This window comes from candidate division WOR-3 bacterium (assembly GCA_029858255.1).
Taxonomy (GTDB): domain Bacteria; phylum Hydrothermota; class Tepidihabitantia; order SM23-42; family SM23-42; genus SM23-42.
In genome coordinates this window covers 15,319-35,851 of the sequence record JAOUFJ010000016.1, presented here as the reverse complement: position 1 = coordinate 35,851, position 20,533 = coordinate 15,319, and the positions used below count along the sequence as shown (strand labels likewise).

Here is a 20,533-nt window from a genome sequence, read left to right as displayed (position 1 = left end):
CTACGGGACCTACGGTAGGATCTTCGACAGGTTGGGTGTTGACCCTAACTCCGTATCTTCCCTGAAATTCTGAAGAAGCGCCTCAATCCACTCTTCCGGTATGTTTCAAATCGTGATGGAACATTGGCCAGGGAGTATCTGCCACAGGACCTATACCCTGAATTGCATAGAGATAATGATCATATGACCCGACATAGATCGTGCCATCCCCACCGATCGCCGGTGATGAATACTCGGTACCTCCTGTTTGGTATTGGTATGACCATTTGAAGGTGCCATCGGGGTTTATCGCATAGAGATTATTATCATCTGACCCGACATATACTGTACCGTCGGCACCGATCGCCGGTGATGACAACACCTGATCGCCTGTTTGGTATGACCATTTCAGCGTGCCATTGGGGTTTATCGCATAGAGATTATGATCATATGACCCGACATAGATCGTGCCATCCGCAGCGATCGCCGGCGAAGATACCACATAATTGCTTGTATGGTATGACCATTTCAGGGTGCCATTGGAGTTTATCGCATAGAGATAATGATCATATGACCCAACATAGATCGTGCCGTCTCCACCGATCGCCGGTGAAGACCATACATAACCGCCTGTTTGGTATGACCATTTCAGGGTGCCATTGGGGTTTATCGCATAGAGATTATGATCATATGACCCGACATAGATTGTGCCATCCGCACCGATCGCCGGCGAAGACCATACAACATTGCCTGTTGGGTATGACCATTTCAGGGTGCCATTGGGGTTTATCGCATAGAGATAACCATCATTTGACCCGACATAGATCGTGCCATCCGCACCGATCGCCGGTGAAGACCATACAACATTGCCTGTTGGGTATGACCATTTCAGGGTGCCATTGGGGTTTATCGCATAGAGATTATGATCATATGACCCGACATATACTGTACCGTCGGTACCGATCGCCGGCGAAGAAATCACCTGATCGCCTGTTGGGCATGACCATTTGAAGGTGCCATCGGGGTTTATCGCATAGAGATAATGATCATATGACCCGAAATATACTGTACCGTCGGCACCGATCGCCGGTGATGAAAACACGTTGCTGCCTGTTGCGAAACGCCATTTGAGTATGCCCTCAATGACAACAATCACCGAAATGGTACCCGACACACTCTCGTTCTCAGCCGCATCATAGGCAATGGCATAAATAGTGTGCGATGATTGATTCTGGAGACCGGTCGTCACCCATGAATATCCATACGGCTCTGCTGTGGAGGTTGACCTGAGGGTATCGTCAATGTAGAACTGAACGCTGTCCACCTCATTATCATCGCTTGCATCGGCAGTAATGTTGACGGTCCCGCTTACCATGGAACCGTCGATCGGATGGGTGATCTCGATAACCGGCGCTTCACTATCGCCACCGCAACCGATCCACAATAACAGACATGCTGTAATCGCTGACAAAACATTCTTCATCTTTCCTCCTCATCTTCTACTGCAAAAATGTACAACAAACAAGTGCTCACACTATCTCATTCCTTGCCTGAAGGAGCAGGACTGTGTTTCTGAATATACTATAGTGCAAATCGATTACCAGTCAAGCGCGTTATATTTTGAGGCAAATGTTTAGTCGCAGATTCTACACACTGTTCTGTTTCAGCGCATGTGGGGCACGTCGGCTAAGAATTAGTAGACACTCATAGGGTTGCGCTCCCTTAAGAAAAGGGGTATAATTCGTAACCCCGAGGAAGAAGAATGGAGAGCACAACACAGCCAACTATTTTAGAGAAGCTAAGATCGGGTTGATTCGCTAATGGCGGGCTATCACAACAGCAAGGGGGTCGGCGTAGGCCGACCCCCTTGTGACAGATTCCCCGCTTTTTCAAAGAGACAAATATGATGCGGGACTATAGTGTGACATTCGGCTTTTGGAACGTACGGTATTACGTAGAATTCTACCGCTTCTGCATTATTATAATTTGATAATAAAGGAAGTGAGTATTCTCGTGAATTTCATTGCACGAAAGTGTGCAACAATTCACGGAATCTCCAATGGACAGAATTCGCAAAAAGATGGTAAAGCCCGATTTTTCAACAATATATCGTGATTTTGTAGTATTGTAGTATGGCTTTTTCAGAATTAGAAATCCGTTGCTCTATCCGATTGAGCTACAGGCGCCGAACCGATATCAGCTAACGGATGACAGATACCTGACCGCTGTTATTATAACGATTTTGGCGGGATAGTCAATTAATGACATGATGAATCACTGACCTAATGGCCATTTGTGTGTGAGCAATGGACTAATAAACCGTAGTGTACTTTTATACACTTGTACTAAAGCTCACGATTGAAAGGGGTTTTAGACTATCTGTTTTCGGAGATGTGGGTGGTGTGTCATATCTGTGCCTGCTTGTATTGCATGGTTTCTTAGGGAGTGAATTTGGGTGATTGGGGGGATCCCTGTGGCGCAGAGCGCAACACATGCTGAGAAAACGGCGACTAAAGTGGCAATGAGATTATCAATAGGCAGCAATGCATTGGTTATTAATCAATTATCACAAACTTCCCAGCTTCTCGTTGCCACGGAGACTCAAGTGTATAGAAGTACACACCAGCCTCTGTTTTCGCGTACCACGGGATTTCATAATGGCCAGCAGATTTTTTAGCAGAGATAGGTCTACCGACCAACCTACCACTAACATCATAAATAGTCAAGGAAATAAATACATCCTCTGGCAGAGTCAAATGAAAAAGGACTCTATCTTTCGCTGGATTGCTTTTCAAGCTAATTGAAAAAGCCTTTGACATTACCTCAATTTCCATAACTCCCGGATAATAATTTGCACGAAAAGAGTAGTGAATTTCCGGTGCGCCCGATGGATCAGTCGCAATATGACCGGAATTGTCTATCGCTTCAACATAATACTTAACGGTGTCAGCCAAATACATAACCTCGGGTATCGTATCCGCGTACCAATCTGGCACCCCTGCAGAATCCATTGTTTTTGCTACCCAAACAGAATCCTCATCTCTCTTATAATAAAGAATTACTGAATCAACGCCGGAAAACCTGTCATGTACTTTGGTTGATACTTCAAATGGCCCTGCAAATGATGTGTCGATCCAAACAGTAGTGGATTCGACTATCGGCCCAACATCAATGCCGAAGCTGTCAGGATTCGAATAAGGACCCTGATTCCCTGCCCAATCATATGCTTTTACGCGCCAGTAAAAAGGATAGTTTTCGCAGAGAGGCAAAGTAGCCGTTGTGGTGTCCAAAGTGTCGCTTACCATTGGTGAAACGAAATTGAGGGACGTATCAAGTTCCATTACATAGTGAATTGGAGACAATAGAACTTTCGAAAATGGTGCCGATCTTTCAACATTTCTCTTCGGCTGACGTGCATCAGAAAAGGCAAGGTCCGTAACCGTAGTCCACTCAAAAACCACAAGCGTATCCTCTAAAATAACACCATTGATCGGCGAAAGCAGCGTAGGTGTTATTGGTATTATTGTATCAATCTCAAAGTGCCAGATTGGGGAAAAATCGGCCTCATTGTTGGCGACATCAACGGATCTAACTCGCCAATAATAAACCGTGTCCGATAAATAGGCGGTTAATGTGGTGTCAACTAAAGTTGTTTCAACCAATCCAAGAGAAAAAGTGCTATTCAGTGCATATTGAAGAAGGTAATGGTCAACGCCGCTCAAGTTGTCATTCGCTTCGTGCCAGACAAAATTAACTGTGCTGATATTCGCGTAGCTTTGATTTGTTGGTGAAATTAAAGACACTACAGAAGGCGAAGTTGTGTCAATAAGGACAGTCCATATTTCATTGGACTGCCGTGAATTGCCTGCACTATCATAGGCAACAACCCACCAGTCACTATAACCTTCCAATAGATCGTGATCTGCTGTCCAGGCGGTGTCAACACCGACGTGCTTAAGGCTATCATTAATATAGATTTCGTAATTCTTCAAGCCGCTTAGACTATCACTCGCGGTTCGCCAAATAAACGTTGGTCTCAACAAAGAGAGCGCTATTGAATCGATTGGCGCACTTAGGCTAAAGGAGGTTGGTGGTACAAAGTCAACTCGAAAATTCCAATGAGAAGAAAAACTGCTTTGATTCCCAGCCAGATCATATGCTTTTACTCGCCAGTAATATCGATATCCATCCATGGGAAGATACACTGTATCTCTCATTTCTTGAGTAGTGTCAACGATTAGTGGGTTCACAAAACTGCTGGCGGTATCAATTTGAAGGATGTACATAATTGGCGCGCCCCTAAAAAGATTCTTCTCTGGCTCTCTGTCTGTTAGTGATCCCCACGCAAAAACAATAGAAGTGTCATGAAGCCAACAACCATTTTCTGGAAAGATCAATACCGGTATCCCTGGTGGATGTGTATCAATAATAAAAGACCTTGCTGCAGACCAGTCACTATGATTATTTGCATTATCTACTGCTTTCACCTGCCAGTAATAAGTTGTATCGGTTAGATTAATGATGAAAAAAGTATCAACCAAACTCACGCTGTCGGCAGGGTAGAAAATCGAATTGTCTGCATATCGGAGAACGTAATATTGTATGCCCGAGCCTGTATCTTCTGAATGTTGCCAAATAAAACTAACAGTAGTATCGTTAGTACAGTAGTTGTTGGGCGGTGCGACCTGCGTTGGAATACTGGGAGGATGAATATCGTCTGTGTAGATGGATTTTCCCCAGATACGAAATGTATTTACTCCATTGCCATTGATAAAATCAGTATATCCTGGATATGCTACAAGTAGTTCGTTACTTAAACCATGCGCCAAGCATGGAGAAATTTGATCTCCTGGTTGAATTGATATGGGAGTGGAATCAATTACTGCGCCTGAAACGCCTACTTGAGCGCCGTAAATATCCGTAAATAAACCACTACGACGGTCCTCCCAGACGACAAGATAGTTCGTGCCGTCAAAAGATATAGCGGGGTGTGACTGTTTGTCTGTTACGCACGATACAGCAATACCATTGGTGTCGATAACTACGCCACCTTGATTCATGCGCGCACCGTAAATGTCCGAGGTTGTATTACGGTAGTCTTGCCAGACAGCAAAATAGCATGAACCATCAAATGCTGCTCTAGGATACCATTTATCATAGGCAACCGTTGATATGGCAATCCCTGTCGGGTCAAGGATTGTACCTGACTGGTCTAACCGTGTTCCGTAAATATCCCAACGTGTGTCTTGTGAATTGCGACCATCTTGCCATATCACAAAATAGTTTAGACCGTCAAACGCCGTTGAAGCGAACCATTGAGTATAAGGTACGGTTGATATTGGGATGCCACTAGGATCCAAGGTTACACCATTTTGAGTTACACGGGTACCATAGATGTCCCAGTTGCTGTTGCGCCAATCATGCCATACTACAAAGTACTCTGTGCCACTTGCAGTTACAGAAGGAAACCATTGGTCAGAGGGTGCGGTTGATATGGGGATACCGCCTGGATCTAAGACTACACCATTTTGAGTCACACGGGTACCATAGATATTAGAAGATCGTTGATATACAACAAGGTAATTTGTGCCAGTAAATGCAACACAGGGGTTTTCACCACCAGCTGCAATCAGAATGCCATTTGGATCTACGACTGTTCCGCTCTGACTCACCCTGGCACCATAGATAGAATACCACCCGCTATGATTTTCTTGCCAGACTACCAAGTAATTGGTACCATCAAAGGCAATCGAAGCATTATCTTGACTATTTATAGCACATGATATTAGAATACCGGCTGTATCTAGAACCACACCGATTTGATTGACTCTAGCACCGTAGAGGTCTCTATAGCTACTATTACGCCAATCCTCCCATGCTATAAGGTAGTTTGTGCCACCAAACGAAACGGCAGGATTTCGCTGAGACATTGCTACTGCAGAAATAGCGATACCGCCCGGGTCCAAAACTGCTCCATACCGATTCACGCGAGCGCCGTAGATATTCCAATCCGCGCTCCGAGCATCCTCCCAGACTACGAAATAATTCGTACCATCAAATGAAATGTCAGGTAAGCGTTGGTCATTTGCAGCAGTGGATACGGCAATTCCTGAGGGATCAATTATCACTCCATTTTGATTAACTCTTGCACCATAAATATCACCATGATAGTCATTACGATAGTCTTCCCACGCAACAAGATAGTTGAAACCATCAAATGCTATGGTAGGGTATTTTTGGTCGTTTGGGGCGGTTGATATGGGGATACCAGATGAATCAATAAGTATACCAGCAAGACTCACACGAGCGCCATAAATATCAGACGAGCCACTCCGTTTGTCTTCCCATACCACAAAGCAGTTTGCTCCATCAAATGACACACCGGCGGAAATCTGGTCATTTGTAGCTTCCGAGATGACAAATCCATTGGGGTCCAATACTACGCCATTTTGATTTATTCTTGAACCATAAATATCATAGTAACCACTACGTTTGTCTTGCCAGACTACAAGATAATTCGTGCCATCAAAGACGACAGAAGGAGCACTCTGATCACCTGTTGCTTCCGATATGACAATTCTACTTGAGTCTAATAGTATCCCAGTTGTTGTTACCCTCGCACCATAGATGTTGTTGATACTGGTTCCAGTAGGTCTGTCCTGCCAGACGACAAAGTAATTAGTGCCGTCAAAGGCGACCGAGGGGTACATGGGTTGCACTGCAACAGTTGTTAGGGTAATCCCACCTGGGTCAACTAATCCACCGGACTGAGTTAATCTCGCACCGTAAAGATCGTAAGGATAACCGCTACGGGTATCAAACCAGACCACAAAGTAGTTTGTTCCATCAAATGATATTGCAGGCATGTTTTGTGTATTAGGTGTCGGCATATAGACCACAGTTGTATCAATAAGAAACTCACCACCTCTTGATATTGGGCCTGATTCTTGAAGGGCAAAAAGATTTGCTATTGAAAACAAAGTACAAAAGACAAATACTGATTTTCTTTTAAATATCAGGTTTGAGAGTGTACACAAATACACCATTTTTACTCCATATAATAATTATAATATTGACATCGGTGTTGTCAATGGCTGAAATTCTTCAGATTTATCTAAATCTTCCAACCGATTGGTATATTCAATCGTCCTGCAAATTACGACTGTCTATTGTAAAAGTGGTCAGCGGCATTTCAGCCGCCGACCACCATGTGACAACTTTGTGACATTCTGGTTTTAGAACGTACGGTATTACGTAGAATTAATGTTGAATAACGGACTTACCATTGCTCGCGTCTACCCGTTGAGAGGTATCAATAAAATAGGCAGCCTAAAGGCGTTACGCGCCAAAATAGCCCGCCTTTGACTCTTGCTTTGAGATCACGTGACGAAGAGAACAGAGTGCCTAGGTCACTGCCGATATACAATAAAGGTGAATAGGGTGTTGTACCCAGAGAAAAATCCATTAAAATCCCCGCTTCGCAAAAATATCCCCACGTTGTGGAATCGCTGATCTGGATACCAATTGCTGCCTTAAATGTTAATTGCACCAGCGGAGAAAGAGGAATGTAGGTTTTTAATCCTGATGAGACTATTGGAAATGAAATATCCATATCATCGAATACATATCCTGCAGCGAGGTCAATGTGTACCAAGTTACCATAAAGGCCAATGTTCTGGTACATTTCTATGCTAATACTATTGAATACATGTGTACCACCACTCACACCGCCGCCGTCGATGCGCTGTGCGGAAGCGTTTGGATACAATACGAGACTGGTCACAAATATAATATAGATTCTTTTCATTTACCTTCCACTCTGTATGTGGCTAGTTAGCTTAAGAAAACGACCCTTCTTAGCTCTTACTGACTTTCTCAAACCACTGAAAGAATCTTGGAAAGTAACTACCACAGTCATGTCACTGTAAGTCTTCAGAGTTTCCATGAATAGTTCGATCTTATCCTCAGCTGATTGTCTGGATAAATTTGATATCAAATTGTCGATTCTTTTCTTAAGAGATGAGGTATTGTTTAGTTGCTTGACGACGTCCTTCCAAAAACCTTTTTCTTCTAGTATAAGAGGAATTTCCAAGAATGCTCCTTTTTGGTTCTTGAAAAATGGGTAAAATCCTTCATTGTATAGAGGTAGTGGGACGGCAAAATACTCTCCCAATATCTTCTTAAAATGCGTGCTTGGAAGACCTCTCAGTTCTGCCCATATTTTGATATCATATATGTCTCTCCGGAAAATGAAAATGCCTGTATATTCAATTCTAATGTAAAATTCTGATAGTTTATCAATTCTGTCTGTTTGCCAGATTATTGCATCCTTGAGATATGGCCCTGACTTCACGAGAAGGATCCAGAAAGTGAAGGAGACCGCAAGTCCAATAATGATGGAAAAAAGAAAGGTCGATAACGTCATATCACTTGTCATCTTTAATGAGGAGTGCAAAAACCCTATGGCTCTTTTGCTTTCAATATTCTCATGAGGAAACGAGTACCTCCGTAGAGTCTCGACGACTCCACGAATGTCGAGCAGTCTCGCCACGTATCCGGGGGGTATTCCAATGGACAGAATTCATCGAAAAATAACAGTTCCGTATTTTTTAACGGCTTACGCGGATTCAATTATAAAGTCCCTTTATGACATTCCCAACATAGAATCTCGCAATTACTGAGATTGTCGCCACCATCAGAACTGATATGATGAGCCTCCCATGCTCCACGACCTTCTCTGCCTCTATTTTCCCATACAAGTTCTTTGTTACACAGAACATTACCATGCATATGTGTGGTTCTTCGACACTCACATTTGCCATTTGCTTGTTGCCACGCTTTCTTTACAGTATCATCTGAAAACGGCATGCAAATCACCTCCTTTTCGTTGGTCAGGTAAATACACCAATAATTTGCAGTATAAGATTTTTATGTGAATTCGCAAGGTGCAGTTTTTTTTGATTGTTAACAAAAGTTCCTGTTGTTAAAATAAGGGGGGTTTGGCTTCCGCCGACCCCCCTTGTGATGGATTTCCCGCTCTTTTCCAGGAAACACTCGATGCGGGACAGGTGTGACATTTGAGTTTTAGAACGTACGGTATTACGTAGAATTCTACCGCTTCTGCATTATTATAGTTTGAAAACAAAGGAAGCGAGTATCTCCGTAGAGTCACGTGGCCTCTACGAGAGTCTACGGATCTCGTCCCGGGAACGGGACGGAACCTCCAATGGACAGAATTCGCAAAAAGGTGACAAAGCTCGATTTTTCAACAATATATCTTGATTTTGTAGTATTGTAGTATCGCTCCGGACGTCCTACAAATTCTAATTTTTGCGAAGATCTATCTTTTTTACCAGTAGCCCAGTTTGATCGCTCGATGAGTCTTTGATCTGGCAATCCAGAAGCCTCGACCATCCCCTCTAACGTTGCCTTCGTCACCAGGAAATAAGCTGGCACCATTAGTTGCAGTGATGAGCACGTCTAAACCACCATAAAGGCTTATCTTATCACCCAATATGGTAATCGTTGCTGTATCGGCCAAGACCATAGTGGTGTCCCATTGCCGATGGTTAGCCATGGGGTCACCTATTCCAACTAAGACACTTCTCTGTCTTTCGCTTTGTAAATAAAAAACATGCACACTGGACTAATAAACCACGGGACATAATGACGTACCTACTTCAAAAGCCCTAATCACAACGATTTCAGACTATCTGTTTTCTGATGGGTGATCGTTGTGCCACATTTGTGCCCGGTAGAGCAACGGGCTTACTATTTGGTAATTTGGCTATGATTTCTCTTTGATAACTATAACGCTGAATTATCGTTAGCCTGGAGGTGTTAACTGGCTTGACAGATCGATACTGGTTAATATGATGGTATAATGAATAGGGTTGGATATAGTATGAGAATAGTATATTGGTTCCTCTATGCTCTGGAAGTAACTGCCTTCCTTTTTGCCACAGCTTGCGATACGTATGAATCTGGTCCCGCGGGGATGTGGAACTATGGATACGCCATCCGCGGGTATGATATTGGATATTCAGTTCAGGAAACGTCAGATAATGGTTTTGTCGTCACTGGTGGCACGAGTCCATCCGTGACTGGTGATCCTGACATATTTGTATTGAAAACATATGATGATGGTGCTCCAATGTGGACAGAAGTCTACGGTGGTGACGGATGGGATATCGGGACATGCGTACAAGAAACAAATGATGGCTGCTATTTCGTGCTTGGGATCACAGAATCGTTTGGCTTAGGCACTCCAGGCGCTCCTGATATCTACCTCTTGAAGGTCAGTGCAGATGGTGACACGGTGTGGACAAGAACCTATGGTGGCGCTGGCGACGAGGCAGCATATTCCCTTTTACGAACACCGGGCGGATCTTTTGTTGTTATCGGTTTGCAGAGCGGAAGCGGTGCATTCGTGTTCGAAATAGACATGGAGGGAAATGTGTTGTGGACCCGGACCTATGGAGGAAATGGGCTTTTCAATGGACATTGCACATCTGATGGGGGTTATATATTCGTAGGCACGAAAGCAGAATCTCTTGGGACAAAGAATGATATTCTTTTGGTTAAAACCAACTGGAATGGTGATAGTGCTTGGACAACAACCATTGGAACTGAGTATGAAGATTTCGGATCAGCAATTACGGAAACTGCCAACGGTGGATATGTAGTTGTAGGTCACTATCGGGACGAAGGACAGTGCTATTTGTATGTCGTGGGAACAGATACCCAGGGGAATCAGATTTGGGAAGAGTCATACCACATACGCACAGGTACTGGATGCTATGTCGAAAACGCGGGAGGCGAAGAGTATATTCTTGCGGGTTCTGCTGGGTGGAACCCATCGAGTTGCTTGGGACCTGGGCCTTTCTTAATGAAGGTTGATAGAACCGGTAACATCATTTGGGTGGAGAATTACAAGGAAGAAGGGTCTTATGTTTGTAATTCCGCACAGAGAGTCAGTGACGGGGGTTTTATGCTTGTCGGATACACAGAAATCTCTGACACTATTGCGCATGTCTATCTTCTGAGGACTCAACCTTATACTGACTGAACCCAATATCATGTAGGCAACAGTAGGCCGTAGAGTGACAATATGATCTCAGTTAGATCCGGATGATTTTACGAGTCCCCAAATAACAGACTTACCATCCGTAGATCTGTGATTTGCCGCCGCATTTGTATCATCACAATTACTGATGTTGACAACTGGGGCGGGTGGATTACAATTTCATGCGCTGTAAAAATCAAGGAGGAACTGTGTATGTAAATATACGTTATTTGTACACGATTGTTTTGTTAATTCTCCCGATAGTATGCCCTGCTCAAGAGTGGGTGGCAAGGTACAATGGCCCTGGCAATGCCTATGACGCGGCGTCTGCAATCGCGATTGATGACGCAGGCAATATCTACGTCACCGGGCCGAGTTGCGGTTTAGGTCCGTGGGAAGATTATGCCACGGTGAAGTACGATTCTTCGGGTGCTGAACAATGGGTAGCGAGATATAACGGACCGTTCAATTACGCTGACATTGCAATGGCGATTGCGCTCGATACTGCAGGCAATGTGTATGTAACGGGACAGAGTGACGGTTCTGGCACCTGGGAAGATTATGCCACGGTGAAGTACGATGCCTCGGGTATTGAGCAATGGGTGGCCCGGTATAATGGTCCGGGTAATGACTACGATGCGGCATATGCCATCGCAGTTGATGACGGAGGCAATGTTTATGTCACAGGACAGAGTGATGCTTCCTACACCTGTGATACCTCAGAAGACTATGCAACAGTAAGGTATGATTCCATGGGTGTGGAGCAGTGGGTGGCACGGTTTAACGGCCCGGGTAACAGCACGGATTGGGCAAGTGCGATTGCACATGATTCATCAGGCGGTATCTATGTCACCGGAGGGAGTACTGGTTCGGGCACCGGTTTCGACTATGCGACGGTGAAGTACGATGCTTCGGGTGTGGAGCAGTGGGTAGCAAGGTATGATGGACCAGTGAATGGCTATGACATGGCACATGCGATAGTGGTCGACAACGCAGGGTATGTCTATGTTACGGGATATAGTGTTGGTTCCGGCACTTCCGAGGATTATGCGACGGTGAAGTACGATTCTCTAGGTGTTGAGCAGTGGGTGGCTAGGTATAACGGACCCGGGAATAGCACGGATTTGGCGATCGCAGTCGCGATTGATGACATGGGGAATGTCTATATCACAGGAAGGAGTGAGGGCTCTGGCACTGGCTACGACTATGCGACCGTGAAATATGACACTTCGGGTGTGGAGCAATGGGTAGCAAGATATGATGGGCCGGGCAGTGGTTGGGATCAGGCAAATGCAATCGCGGTTGATGCGTCAGTTAGCGTTTATGTCACCGGATATAGTGTTGGTTCCGGAACCTCTGAAGATTATGCAACAATAAAGTATAATTCGCAGGGTGTGGAGCTGTGGGTGATGAGGTATGACGCCGGTCTGGGTGATTTCGCAAACGATCTTGCCATTGATAGTGATGGTAACGCTTTTGTAACGGGAAGGAGCTGGGGCCCAAGCAATAACGATGACTATGCGACGATCAAGTATTCATCAACGGGGATTCGAGAGGACGTTGCGAATCCAGTGCACAAAGCATACCTTGATGCAACTATCTTCCGCGGTCCTTTGCGATTACCCGAAGACAAGAAATGCAGAGTCTTTGACATCACGGGGAGGGTTGTGGAACCCGATAAAATACAACCAGGTATTTATTTTCTGGAAATAGATGGAGAGGTCGTTCAGAAGATAGTTAAGATAAGATAGGGTAAGGTGTTTGTCATTGTATCAAGTTGTTGTATCTCCGTAATCAATGAAGAGGAGGTATATTATGAGTCCAATTGTTCAAATAATTGTAGCCGTAGCATCTATTGTATCAGCCACCGCGCTGGTTTATCTGGCCTGGTTGGGATATAGACATAACAAGAAGGTCAAGGTATACTCTATATACAAAGCCCTCACACAACAAGCCAATATTGTCAATTCGGAAATTGGGCAGTACGGTATTGGTGGGCCATACACTACTCTGCTGAATATTCCTAAGAATGAATATCAAGAATTCGGATACTATGCAGCGATATTTTTTCATTACCTGAGGTTGCTTAGCACTGTATACCAAAATGGAATAAATCAAAAATTATTGATGACCAAGGATGTAGATAGATACATGTCGTGGGCAACAACGGTATTCAAACCCTGGATTGATTCCAATACATATCTTCGTACGTTACTGGACAAGGTATTAATACAAGAAGATCTTTACGGTGAGAATTATTTGGATTGGCTTAGAAAGCTGCTGAAATAATACAGAAGTACGTGGTAAGAAAGCAGTCGTGAGAGGAATTGGAGGGCAATCGGGATCAACTCCCGTTTTGCTAATTACACAATAGAAATCGAAACGGGACTTTCAGCTAAACATTTTACATATCCCCGAACAACGGCCTTACCATACGTTGATCTACTTGATACGATTGCTCTGGCATTAATGTTTATTTAACTCAAAAGATTATTATTCTCAAAAAATTATCTGCGTACCTCATTTCCTTTCTGCGATCAGAAGACATGTGGAGTTAATGGCGTCCTTTCCTTGACATTAGAATTTGTCGCACTATAATACTCTATAATTACACTGCAAATCAAGGTCAGTTTGTGTTCCATCGATTCAGTATAACAAAGACAGGGGGTATCATGAAATGCATGTTGTGTGCACCAATTTTACTTGTTTTATCTGCTTGCGCAACCGTTGGATCTCTCCCGCAAGAGGAAAGAGAAGAAATGCAAACGGTCACGTTCGACGCCTCATACGCGCAGACATTCAATGCTGTTGTTGATGTCTTAGAAGACGCTGGATGGTTTATAGGTAGCGTGGATAGAGAAGTCGGAATAATCACGACAGAATGGTTGGAAGGACCGGTCAGCTTTGAAGAAGAGTTATTTCTTGGCAGCGGTATCCGGAGAAAAATGAGCGCCAATATTGATGCACTAGAGGAAGAGAAGACGAAGGTTAAACTTCGATATATAGCGCAGACGTATGATACTGGCGGCGGCTGTCTTGGTAGTCCTGGCTGGCGCGGCACCGAAGACGAAGTCATTGTTGATGATGCGAGGAAGGCATACAAGAAGTATTTCGATGCGATATCGGCAAAGTTAACAGAATGAGGAAATCGATAACAGTGTGCTATCTACGTTACCTTGGATGGCATGTCTTCTAGTGGAAACAGATAAGACGATATTTGCTAAAGGAAGGATACTAAAATGAAAGCGATCGTTTGCACAAAATACGGACCCCCTGATGTACTTCAGCTTAAAGAAGTAGAAAAGCCGAGTCCGAAGGACAAAGAAGTGCTGATAAGAGTTCATGCAACCACGGTGACATCAGGGGATGTGTGGATTCGAAGCTCAACATTCTCTCCTTGGTTCTTTGTCCCCGGGCGAATCATGTATGGTATCAGGAAACCAAGAAAAACCATACCAGGGAATGAGCTGGCCGGGGAAATCGAATCAGTGGGCAAAGATGTGAGGTTATTCAAGAAAGGTGACCAAGTTTTTGGAATATTCTGGGGGACCAGTTTTGGCGGTGCTTATGCTGAGTACAAATGTCTGCCTGAAGACGCGGTGGCGATAAAACCTGCCAATATGACTTACGAAGAAGCCGCTGCCGTTCCCATTGGCGGACTGACAGCATTGCATCTTCTGAGAAAAGGCAATATCCAGAGTGGACAGCAAGTTCTTATCTTTGGTGCTTCTGGAAGTGTAGGTACATTTGCGGTACAGCTTGCCAAGTATTTTGGGGCAGAGGTGACCGGGGTATGCAGTACCACGAATATCGAAATGGTGAAATCACTTGGTGCCGACAAGGTTATTGATTATACCAAGGAGGATTTTACCAAGAGCGGTAAGACCTATGATATCATTTTCGACGCGGTAAGAAAGACTTCTTTTTCGGGCTGCAAAGGCTCGCTAAAGCAGAAAGGGATCTATATTACAGTTGACTGGCCTCTTATGACAGCGCTTTGGACCTCAATAGCAAGTAGCAAGAAAGTAGTATTTGGAATAGCAAAAAGAATTGAAGATCTCACATTCCTCAGAGAGCTCATTGAGGCGGGAAAGATAAGATCGGTCATTGACAGACACTATCAGTTGGAGCAGGCTGCTGAGGCTCACAGGTATGTTGAAAAAGGACACAAGAAAGGAAATGTAGTCATCGCTGTGGAGCATGATAGCAAAACAAAAGGGAAAGAATGAATTCAAACAAAATGAAAGCTATTGTCTATGAAAAATATGGCCCACCTGAGGTTCTTCATCTGGAGGATATAGAAAAGCCTACTCCCAAGGATAACGAAGTACTGGTCAAAGTTCGTGCAGCGTCTGTAAATGACTGGGACTGGGGTCTTCTGAGAGGTAAGCCGTTCATGAACCGCCTGTTTTTTGGGCTTCTAAAACCAAAAATCAAGATACTCGGATCTGACATAGCCGGACGGGTTGAAGCGGTTGGCAGAAACGTAAGGCAGTTTCAGCCAGGTGATGAGGTATTCGGGGACTTATCCGGGTGTGGCTTTGGCGGTTTTGCCGAATATGTATGTGCTCGTGAAAATGCATTGGTGTTGAAACCGACCAGTATGACATTCGAGGAAGTAGCGGCCGTACCTCAAGCGGCAGTCCTTGCCCTGCAGGGTCTTCGCGATAAAGGACAGATCCAGCCAGGACAAAAAATTTTGATTAATGGTGCGGGTGGTGGTGCAGGTACATTTGCGGTCCAGATTGCCAAATCATTCGGGGCTGAAGTGACTGGTGTGGACAGCACGAGGAAATTGGACATGATGCGCTCGATCGGTGCAGATTACGTCATTGATTACACTCAGGAAGATTTCACCAAGAGTGGGCAGCGTTATGACTGGATTCTTGATTTTGCGGCACATCATTCGGTGTTCGATTACAATCGCGCATTAAGTCCCATGGGAATTTATGTCATGGTCGGAGGTTCCACGGCTCGCATTTTCCAAGTCATGTTTCTGGGACCATTGATTTCAATGACCACGACTAAGAAAATGGGTATCCTGATGCATAAATCAAACAAGGATTTGGCTTTTATGAAAGAGCTTTTTGCGGCCGGCAAAGTAAAACCTGTTATAGACAAACGTTACCCGTTGAGCGAGGTTGCTGAAGCTCTTCGGTATTTTGGAAAAGGACATGCCCGAGGAAAAGTAGTAATAACTGTGGAGCATCATAATAATAAAATCTGACGAACAATGAAATCCTGAGATAGTTTTCCAACTTAAAAGGAGTGACTCAACGATCACTCCTTTTTTTTGTGCGACATCTCCCGTTTCATAGGAGCGGGCGGGACAAACTCAGCCGCCACCCCGTCATTGCGAGGAGCGAAGCGACGTGGCAATCTAATCAGGGACAACCATACTGACGTTCCTTGTTAATTTCGCAATTCCAAACGTCAGTCCTGAGCGAAGTCGAAGGATTCGAAATGTTGTTACAGCGTTCTGTGACTGCTTTGACTTCTAAACTTCTTAACCTCTCAATTCCCGCCTTTATGAGTGTATCAGAGGGTATTGAGCGATATTGTCTTTTCCATTAAGGTTGATCTGAATCAGTGTCAGTTGTCGGACAACAGCCGCTGGAGGGCTTCTCACCACAGCATGGCTTGTTTGATTCCACACTGAGTAGTTGCGAGGCTGCAAGAAGCCCGGCCTTTACTATCAGGCTTGCCGGAATTGTCTCATACGTCTTGCCTTCAACTATGACCGTCCTGCACTCTACTTCAGGACCAAGCTCTTCACAGCAAAATTCACAATTACTTTCGCCGACCACTGCGCCCAGCCATTCTTCTAAAGGCCGGTCACCAATCCATATGCGGTTTGACTCGGAAATATCTTTGGCGCAAGTCGCTGAATCCAGTGCTTTCTCTTCTAAAGCGACTTTTATGCTGAGTGGGGTGAGTGATTTCTCGAGATCTCCAAATGCCTTCTGAACCTCTTTTTCTGTTAAGCCGCACCGCTCACAGGTCTGCCCGTTTTTATCAACAAGCCGCTGCCAGCGAATTGTAAGTGTTTTCATATCTGCTCCTTCTGTACTTTCGGCAAAGGAATAACTGTCAATAATGAAAAATATCATGATAATGATTATCAGTTTGCTCATCATATATGATCCTATCAAAAGATCCTCCTTCGCAATGTGCCCTTAAGTATACACCGAAAGTAATGAAAATCAAGATATATTTGGTGAATAGAATTTTCACAAATATTTCACGAATCGTTGTTAAGATAGAACATGCAGGCAGTATTGGCAGTTACACTTGTGTGCTTCAGTATTTGGGACGCGGATACGCATGACGTAAACAATTGGATACTTGAAGTTACCAATTACGGAAGGCTTGGCGGCATTGGTAGTTACTGGCTGCCTGAGAGCATACCATTTTATGGTGCTGGTGTGTGGTTCGGTACGATATCGCCGCAATCAGAGACATTGGTAACCCTTGGTTATGGCCCGCATGATGGCGAAGCAGAGTTTGGCCCAGGTTTGGGGCATCAGAACCCGCTTGACCCGCAAGTAAGGGTATACATGCATCCAGGTGACTGGCCACCAAATCTCGATATCTTTCCTATGGCTCCCCAGATACCGCTGACTGTTCAAGAATCCTGGTCCTGCTATAATGATCTGGATTCGAATCTGCACATAGCGGGTGATGGCAGACCAATAGGCATCGAAATATATCAAACGACATTCGCTGATACATTTGTCTCTGTTGATGACGTAATATTTCTCAAGTATGAGATCAAGAATTGCACTACACACACAATAGAAAATGCGATTTTTGCAGTTATGTGGGATGCTGATTGTCTGGAGCCCGCCGGATTTTTTAATGGACTCATTCTGCATAAATGGTTTTACCCAAGTCCGCAAGATAGTTTTCTCGTCGAAAATCTAGGCTATTTCTACGGTACAACGTCTATTTACAGCAATGATACTGTCGCAGCGGGTGTGTTATTCATCAAAACCCCCAGCAATGTAGGTTGCACAGCTCACAAGCTTTTTACGCTTAATCTTGAACCTAATCTTGACTATGAGAGGTATCTTTCTATGGCCGGTTACAATTTCAGAACCGGCGTCTATGAGCCGTATGACTCACTTCCCTATGGACCTGATGACCACCGTACGTTGATGTCATGCGGTCCATTTAGCATTCCACCCGGCGGCATAGAAGAAATCGTGATTGCATTGATTGCTGCTCCCTACAGTAGTGCCGACACATTAATGCTGGCAATTCAGGCACGTGATGCAAAAAACTTATATTGCGACTCACTGATGGCAATACATGAAGACGAAGAACAATCGAGTAAGCATGTTGGAGTGCTAGTATTGTGGGTTAGTCCGAATCCGTTCTCGAAGCTGACAACGGTCAGCTTTGGCATAGAGCATAGCGGAGAGCGTTCCGCCCTGGAAGGGCGAGAATCCTTGTCCTATGGACGGGACATGGGGCTCAAAATCTATGATGCCTGTGGACGGCTGGTGAAGTCGTTTTTTGTACCGTCATCTGCTATCGGTTATCAGTCGTCGGTTGTCTGGAACGGCGTTGATGATGCGTGCAGGAGGGTACCCAGCGGTGTGTATTTTATAAAACTTGAGGCAGGAGACTATAGTGCCACAAAGAAGGTGCTGTTGATACGATAGACCCGGGGGGTTGGTTATATGCCACTGGCTGCCATCGGTGTTCTTGACAGCCGCGACTTCCAGCATATAATTCTGTAAAAACAGTATTCACTTTAGTCTGCTTGTCGGTTTGTTGTTACAAGTAGCGGGGTAGATATGAAGAGAGATTCTTTAGTAGTTGGAATCGTAGGTTTATTTGTTTTTACCATGGCGTTCGCAACCACCTGGTACGTGCACCCTGATTCTATGCTCAATTCGATCAAAACTGCACTCTATTGTTGTGCCGCAAATGACACGGTGCTTGTCGGTCCTGGTATTTATAACGAAAACATTGTCTGGCCAATCACCCAGGGTATAGATCTGGTCAGCGAACTAGGTCGCGATACGACGATTATTGACGGAGACAGCGCCGGAAGTGTGATAGTATTCGAGACTGCAACAGATTCAACAACCGTGATCAAGGGGTTCACTATTCAGCACGGCTACTCTTCCGAGGATGGTGGAGGTATATATGTCAATTACTACCTCGCATCACCCATGATCATTGACAATTCAATAGTCGGCAATCATGCATATCAAGATGGCGGCGGTATCGGTTGTGTGTATGGTCGTCCATTGATAATCGGCAACACCATTAGCAACAACACGGCTGGTCATGATGGTGGGGGGATAAGTTGCTGGAAAAGCGAGCCGACAATCGTAGAAAATGTCGTTTCCGGGAACACGGCTGCGCATTATGGCGGCGGAATGAATCTCTTCATTAGTCTACCGGTGGTTACGAGCAATACTATCTCAGATAACCATGCGTTGTGCGGCGGTGGGATATTCCATAGCAGCGGCGGCGGGATATCTGTTTTCACCGGCAATACGATCACTGGTAATACGGCAACTGCCTACGGTGGCGGCATTTATTGCTACGAATTTTCTCAAGCCTACATCACGCTCAACACGATCACTGGCAACTCGGCGCAGAAAGGCGGTGGCATTGGCTGCTTCTGGTCATATCCGATCATCACTTCGAACACAATCATCGCTAATAATGCTGTTGAAGGCGGCGGTATCGATTGCGACAATTCGGACCCACTCATCACCGGTAACACCATTGCTGCCAATTGTAGTACCGGTATATGCTTCAAAAATGGTTCTGTCCCTCTAATCAATTATAACAACATAATAGATAACGCTGGCTACGGTTTGTGCAACATTGATACGAGTATTATGGTGAGCGCCGAATACAACTGGTGGGGACATGCTACCGGTCCGTATCATGCGAATTTCAATCCCGGTGGGCTGGGTGATTCGGTTAGCGATCATGTGGATTTCGATCCCTGGCTAACAGCGCCGGTAGGTATTGGAGAGGAACCGATCACCAAACCCGTGACGGAATACGAAAATCTCAGTGCGACGATCGTCAGCGGTCCTTTGCGATTGCCCGAGGGAAAGAAATATCGCGTCTATGACATCATGGGGAGAGTAGTGGAACCCTCTATGATAACGCGTGGCATATACTTCATAGAGATAGACGAAAAGATCGTTCAGAAGGTAGTCAAAATCAGGTAACAATCTCGCTCCAGAGTTATCATTCTATCAAAAGTAAGTGGAAAACGTGGAGAAAGGAAGTCAGCAACAATTGTACTGAAATATCGGCTCATTATTGGACAAAAAGTTATAAAAGTTTATGCCTGTCCCCGTGTTGTCTGTCCCCGTGTTGTCGTGAGAGGGTGTGTGAGAGGAAGTTGAGGGGGATGCGTATAATAATCCAGAAGCGGCTAACCATTAGGCAAGGCTTTAGTAAAAAAATAGTGCTGTAGTGAAGCCCCTACATCGTGAATTGGTTTTTACC

The 20,533-nt window shown here is 44.8% G+C and carries 15 protein-coding genes; 8 read left to right on the top strand and 7 right to left on the bottom strand.

Features of this window, described 5'->3' with window-relative positions; all coding sequences use genetic code 11:
- Positions 1 to 82 precede the first annotated feature (82 nt).
- The 6 genes from OEV79_07960 to OEV79_07935 all read right to left on the bottom strand — a co-directional run bounded on the left by OEV79_07960 (position 83) and on the right by OEV79_07935 (position 9,556).
- Positions 83 to 1,462, bottom strand: coding sequence for a PQQ-binding-like beta-propeller repeat protein (locus tag OEV79_07960; protein MDH4211368.1), 1,380 nt, complete (start codon positions 1,460 to 1,462; stop codon positions 83 to 85).
- A gap of 1,072 nt (positions 1,463 to 2,534) precedes the next feature.
- Positions 2,535 to 7,025 carry a T9SS type A sorting domain-containing protein gene (locus OEV79_07955; GenBank protein MDH4211367.1) on the bottom strand — a complete coding sequence of 1,497 codons (4,491 nt, stop codon included), beginning with the start codon at positions 7,023 to 7,025 and terminating at the stop codon, positions 2,535 to 2,537.
- Between the two features lie 266 nt (positions 7,026 to 7,291).
- Complete coding sequence (locus tag OEV79_07950; protein MDH4211366.1) at positions 7,292 to 7,786, bottom strand: hypothetical protein; 495 nt, start codon at positions 7,784 to 7,786, stop codon at positions 7,292 to 7,294.
- Positions 7,787 to 8,530 carry a hypothetical protein gene (locus tag OEV79_07945; protein ID MDH4211365.1) on the bottom strand — a complete coding sequence of 248 codons (744 nt, stop codon included), beginning with the start codon at positions 8,528 to 8,530 and terminating at the stop codon, positions 7,787 to 7,789.
- Positions 8,531 to 8,606: 76 nt separating this feature from the next.
- Positions 8,607 to 8,801 carry a hypothetical protein gene (locus OEV79_07940; protein MDH4211364.1) on the bottom strand — a complete coding sequence of 65 codons (195 nt, stop codon included), beginning with the start codon at positions 8,799 to 8,801 and terminating at the stop codon, positions 8,607 to 8,609.
- Between the two features lie 527 nt (positions 8,802 to 9,328).
- Positions 9,329 to 9,556 carry a hypothetical protein gene (locus OEV79_07935; GenBank protein ID MDH4211363.1) on the bottom strand — a complete coding sequence of 76 codons (228 nt, stop codon included), beginning with the start codon at positions 9,554 to 9,556 and terminating at the stop codon, positions 9,329 to 9,331.
- A gap of 306 nt (positions 9,557 to 9,862) precedes the next feature.
- On the opposite strand from OEV79_07935, the gene OEV79_07930 reads away from it, so the two are divergent.
- The 6 genes from OEV79_07930 to OEV79_07905 all read left to right on the top strand — a co-directional run bounded on the left by OEV79_07930 (position 9,863) and on the right by OEV79_07905 (position 16,271).
- On the top strand, positions 9,863 to 11,047 hold the full coding sequence (locus OEV79_07930) for a hypothetical protein (protein MDH4211362.1): 1,185 nt from the start codon (positions 9,863 to 9,865) through the stop codon (positions 11,045 to 11,047).
- A 206-nt stretch (positions 11,048 to 11,253) separates the two neighbouring features.
- Positions 11,254 to 12,795 (top strand): SBBP repeat-containing protein, encoded by a 1,542-nt coding sequence (locus tag OEV79_07925; protein ID MDH4211361.1) that lies wholly within the window; start codon positions 11,254 to 11,256, stop codon positions 12,793 to 12,795.
- Between the two features lie 64 nt (positions 12,796 to 12,859).
- Positions 12,860 to 13,333, top strand: coding sequence for a hypothetical protein (locus tag OEV79_07920; GenBank protein MDH4211360.1), 474 nt, complete (start codon positions 12,860 to 12,862; stop codon positions 13,331 to 13,333).
- 383 nt (positions 13,334 to 13,716) lie between these two features.
- Positions 13,717 to 14,187, top strand: a complete 471-nt coding sequence (locus tag OEV79_07915) for a hypothetical protein (GenBank protein ID MDH4211359.1) — start codon at positions 13,717 to 13,719, stop codon at positions 14,185 to 14,187.
- A 96-nt stretch (positions 14,188 to 14,283) separates the two neighbouring features.
- Complete coding sequence (locus OEV79_07910; protein MDH4211358.1) at positions 14,284 to 15,273, top strand: NAD(P)-dependent alcohol dehydrogenase; 990 nt, start codon at positions 14,284 to 14,286, stop codon at positions 15,271 to 15,273.
- Positions 15,274 to 15,284: 11 nt separating this feature from the next.
- On the top strand, positions 15,285 to 16,271 hold the full coding sequence (locus OEV79_07905) for an NAD(P)-dependent alcohol dehydrogenase (GenBank protein ID MDH4211357.1): 987 nt from the start codon (positions 15,285 to 15,287) through the stop codon (positions 16,269 to 16,271).
- A gap of 343 nt (positions 16,272 to 16,614) precedes the next feature.
- Here the strand turns inward: OEV79_07905 and OEV79_07900 are convergent, their stop codons facing one another.
- Complete coding sequence (locus OEV79_07900; protein MDH4211356.1) at positions 16,615 to 17,097, bottom strand: DUF2703 domain-containing protein; 483 nt, start codon at positions 17,095 to 17,097, stop codon at positions 16,615 to 16,617.
- Positions 17,098 to 17,310: 213 nt separating this feature from the next.
- Here OEV79_07900 and OEV79_07895 point away from each other — a divergent pair, with 213 nt between their 5' ends.
- Together OEV79_07895 and OEV79_07890 are read left to right on the top strand one after the other, a co-directional pair.
- On the top strand, positions 17,311 to 18,711 hold the full coding sequence (locus tag OEV79_07895; protein ID MDH4211355.1) for a T9SS type A sorting domain-containing protein: 1,401 nt from the start codon (positions 17,311 to 17,313) through the stop codon (positions 18,709 to 18,711).
- A 135-nt stretch (positions 18,712 to 18,846) separates the two neighbouring features.
- Positions 18,847 to 20,250, top strand: coding sequence for a right-handed parallel beta-helix repeat-containing protein (locus tag OEV79_07890; protein ID MDH4211354.1), 1,404 nt, complete (start codon positions 18,847 to 18,849; stop codon positions 20,248 to 20,250).
- Positions 20,251 to 20,533 lie beyond the last annotated feature (283 nt).

Coding starts and splice junctions, on each gene's coding strand:
- OEV79_07955 (MDH4211367.1), bottom strand. CDS start 7,025: ATGGTGTATTTGTGTACACTCTCAAACCTGATATTTAAAAGAAAATCA.
- OEV79_07950 (MDH4211366.1), bottom strand. CDS start 7,786: ATGAAAAGAATCTATATTATATTTGTGACCAGTCTCGTATTGTATCCA.
- OEV79_07900 (MDH4211356.1), bottom strand. CDS start 17,097: ATGAAAACACTTACAATTCGCTGGCAGCGGCTTGTTGATAAAAACGGG.
- OEV79_07920 (MDH4211360.1), top strand. CDS start 12,860: ATGAGTCCAATTGTTCAAATAATTGTAGCCGTAGCATCTATTGTATCA.
- OEV79_07935 (MDH4211363.1), bottom strand. CDS start 9,556: ATGGCTAACCATCGGCAATGGGACACCACTATGGTCTTGGCCGATACA.
- OEV79_07915 (MDH4211359.1), top strand. CDS start 13,717: ATGAAATGCATGTTGTGTGCACCAATTTTACTTGTTTTATCTGCTTGC.
- OEV79_07905 (MDH4211357.1), top strand. CDS start 15,285: ATGAAAGCTATTGTCTATGAAAAATATGGCCCACCTGAGGTTCTTCAT.
- OEV79_07895 (MDH4211355.1), top strand. CDS start 17,311: ATGCAGGCAGTATTGGCAGTTACACTTGTGTGCTTCAGTATTTGGGAC.
- OEV79_07930 (MDH4211362.1), top strand. CDS start 9,863: ATGAATAGGGTTGGATATAGTATGAGAATAGTATATTGGTTCCTCTAT.
- OEV79_07890 (MDH4211354.1), top strand. CDS start 18,847: ATGAAGAGAGATTCTTTAGTAGTTGGAATCGTAGGTTTATTTGTTTTT.
- OEV79_07910 (MDH4211358.1), top strand. CDS start 14,284: ATGAAAGCGATCGTTTGCACAAAATACGGACCCCCTGATGTACTTCAG.
- OEV79_07940 (MDH4211364.1), bottom strand. CDS start 8,801: ATGGCAAATGTGAGTGTCGAAGAACCACACATATGCATGGTAATGTTC.
- OEV79_07960 (MDH4211368.1), bottom strand. CDS start 1,462: ATGAAGAATGTTTTGTCAGCGATTACAGCATGTCTGTTATTGTGGATC.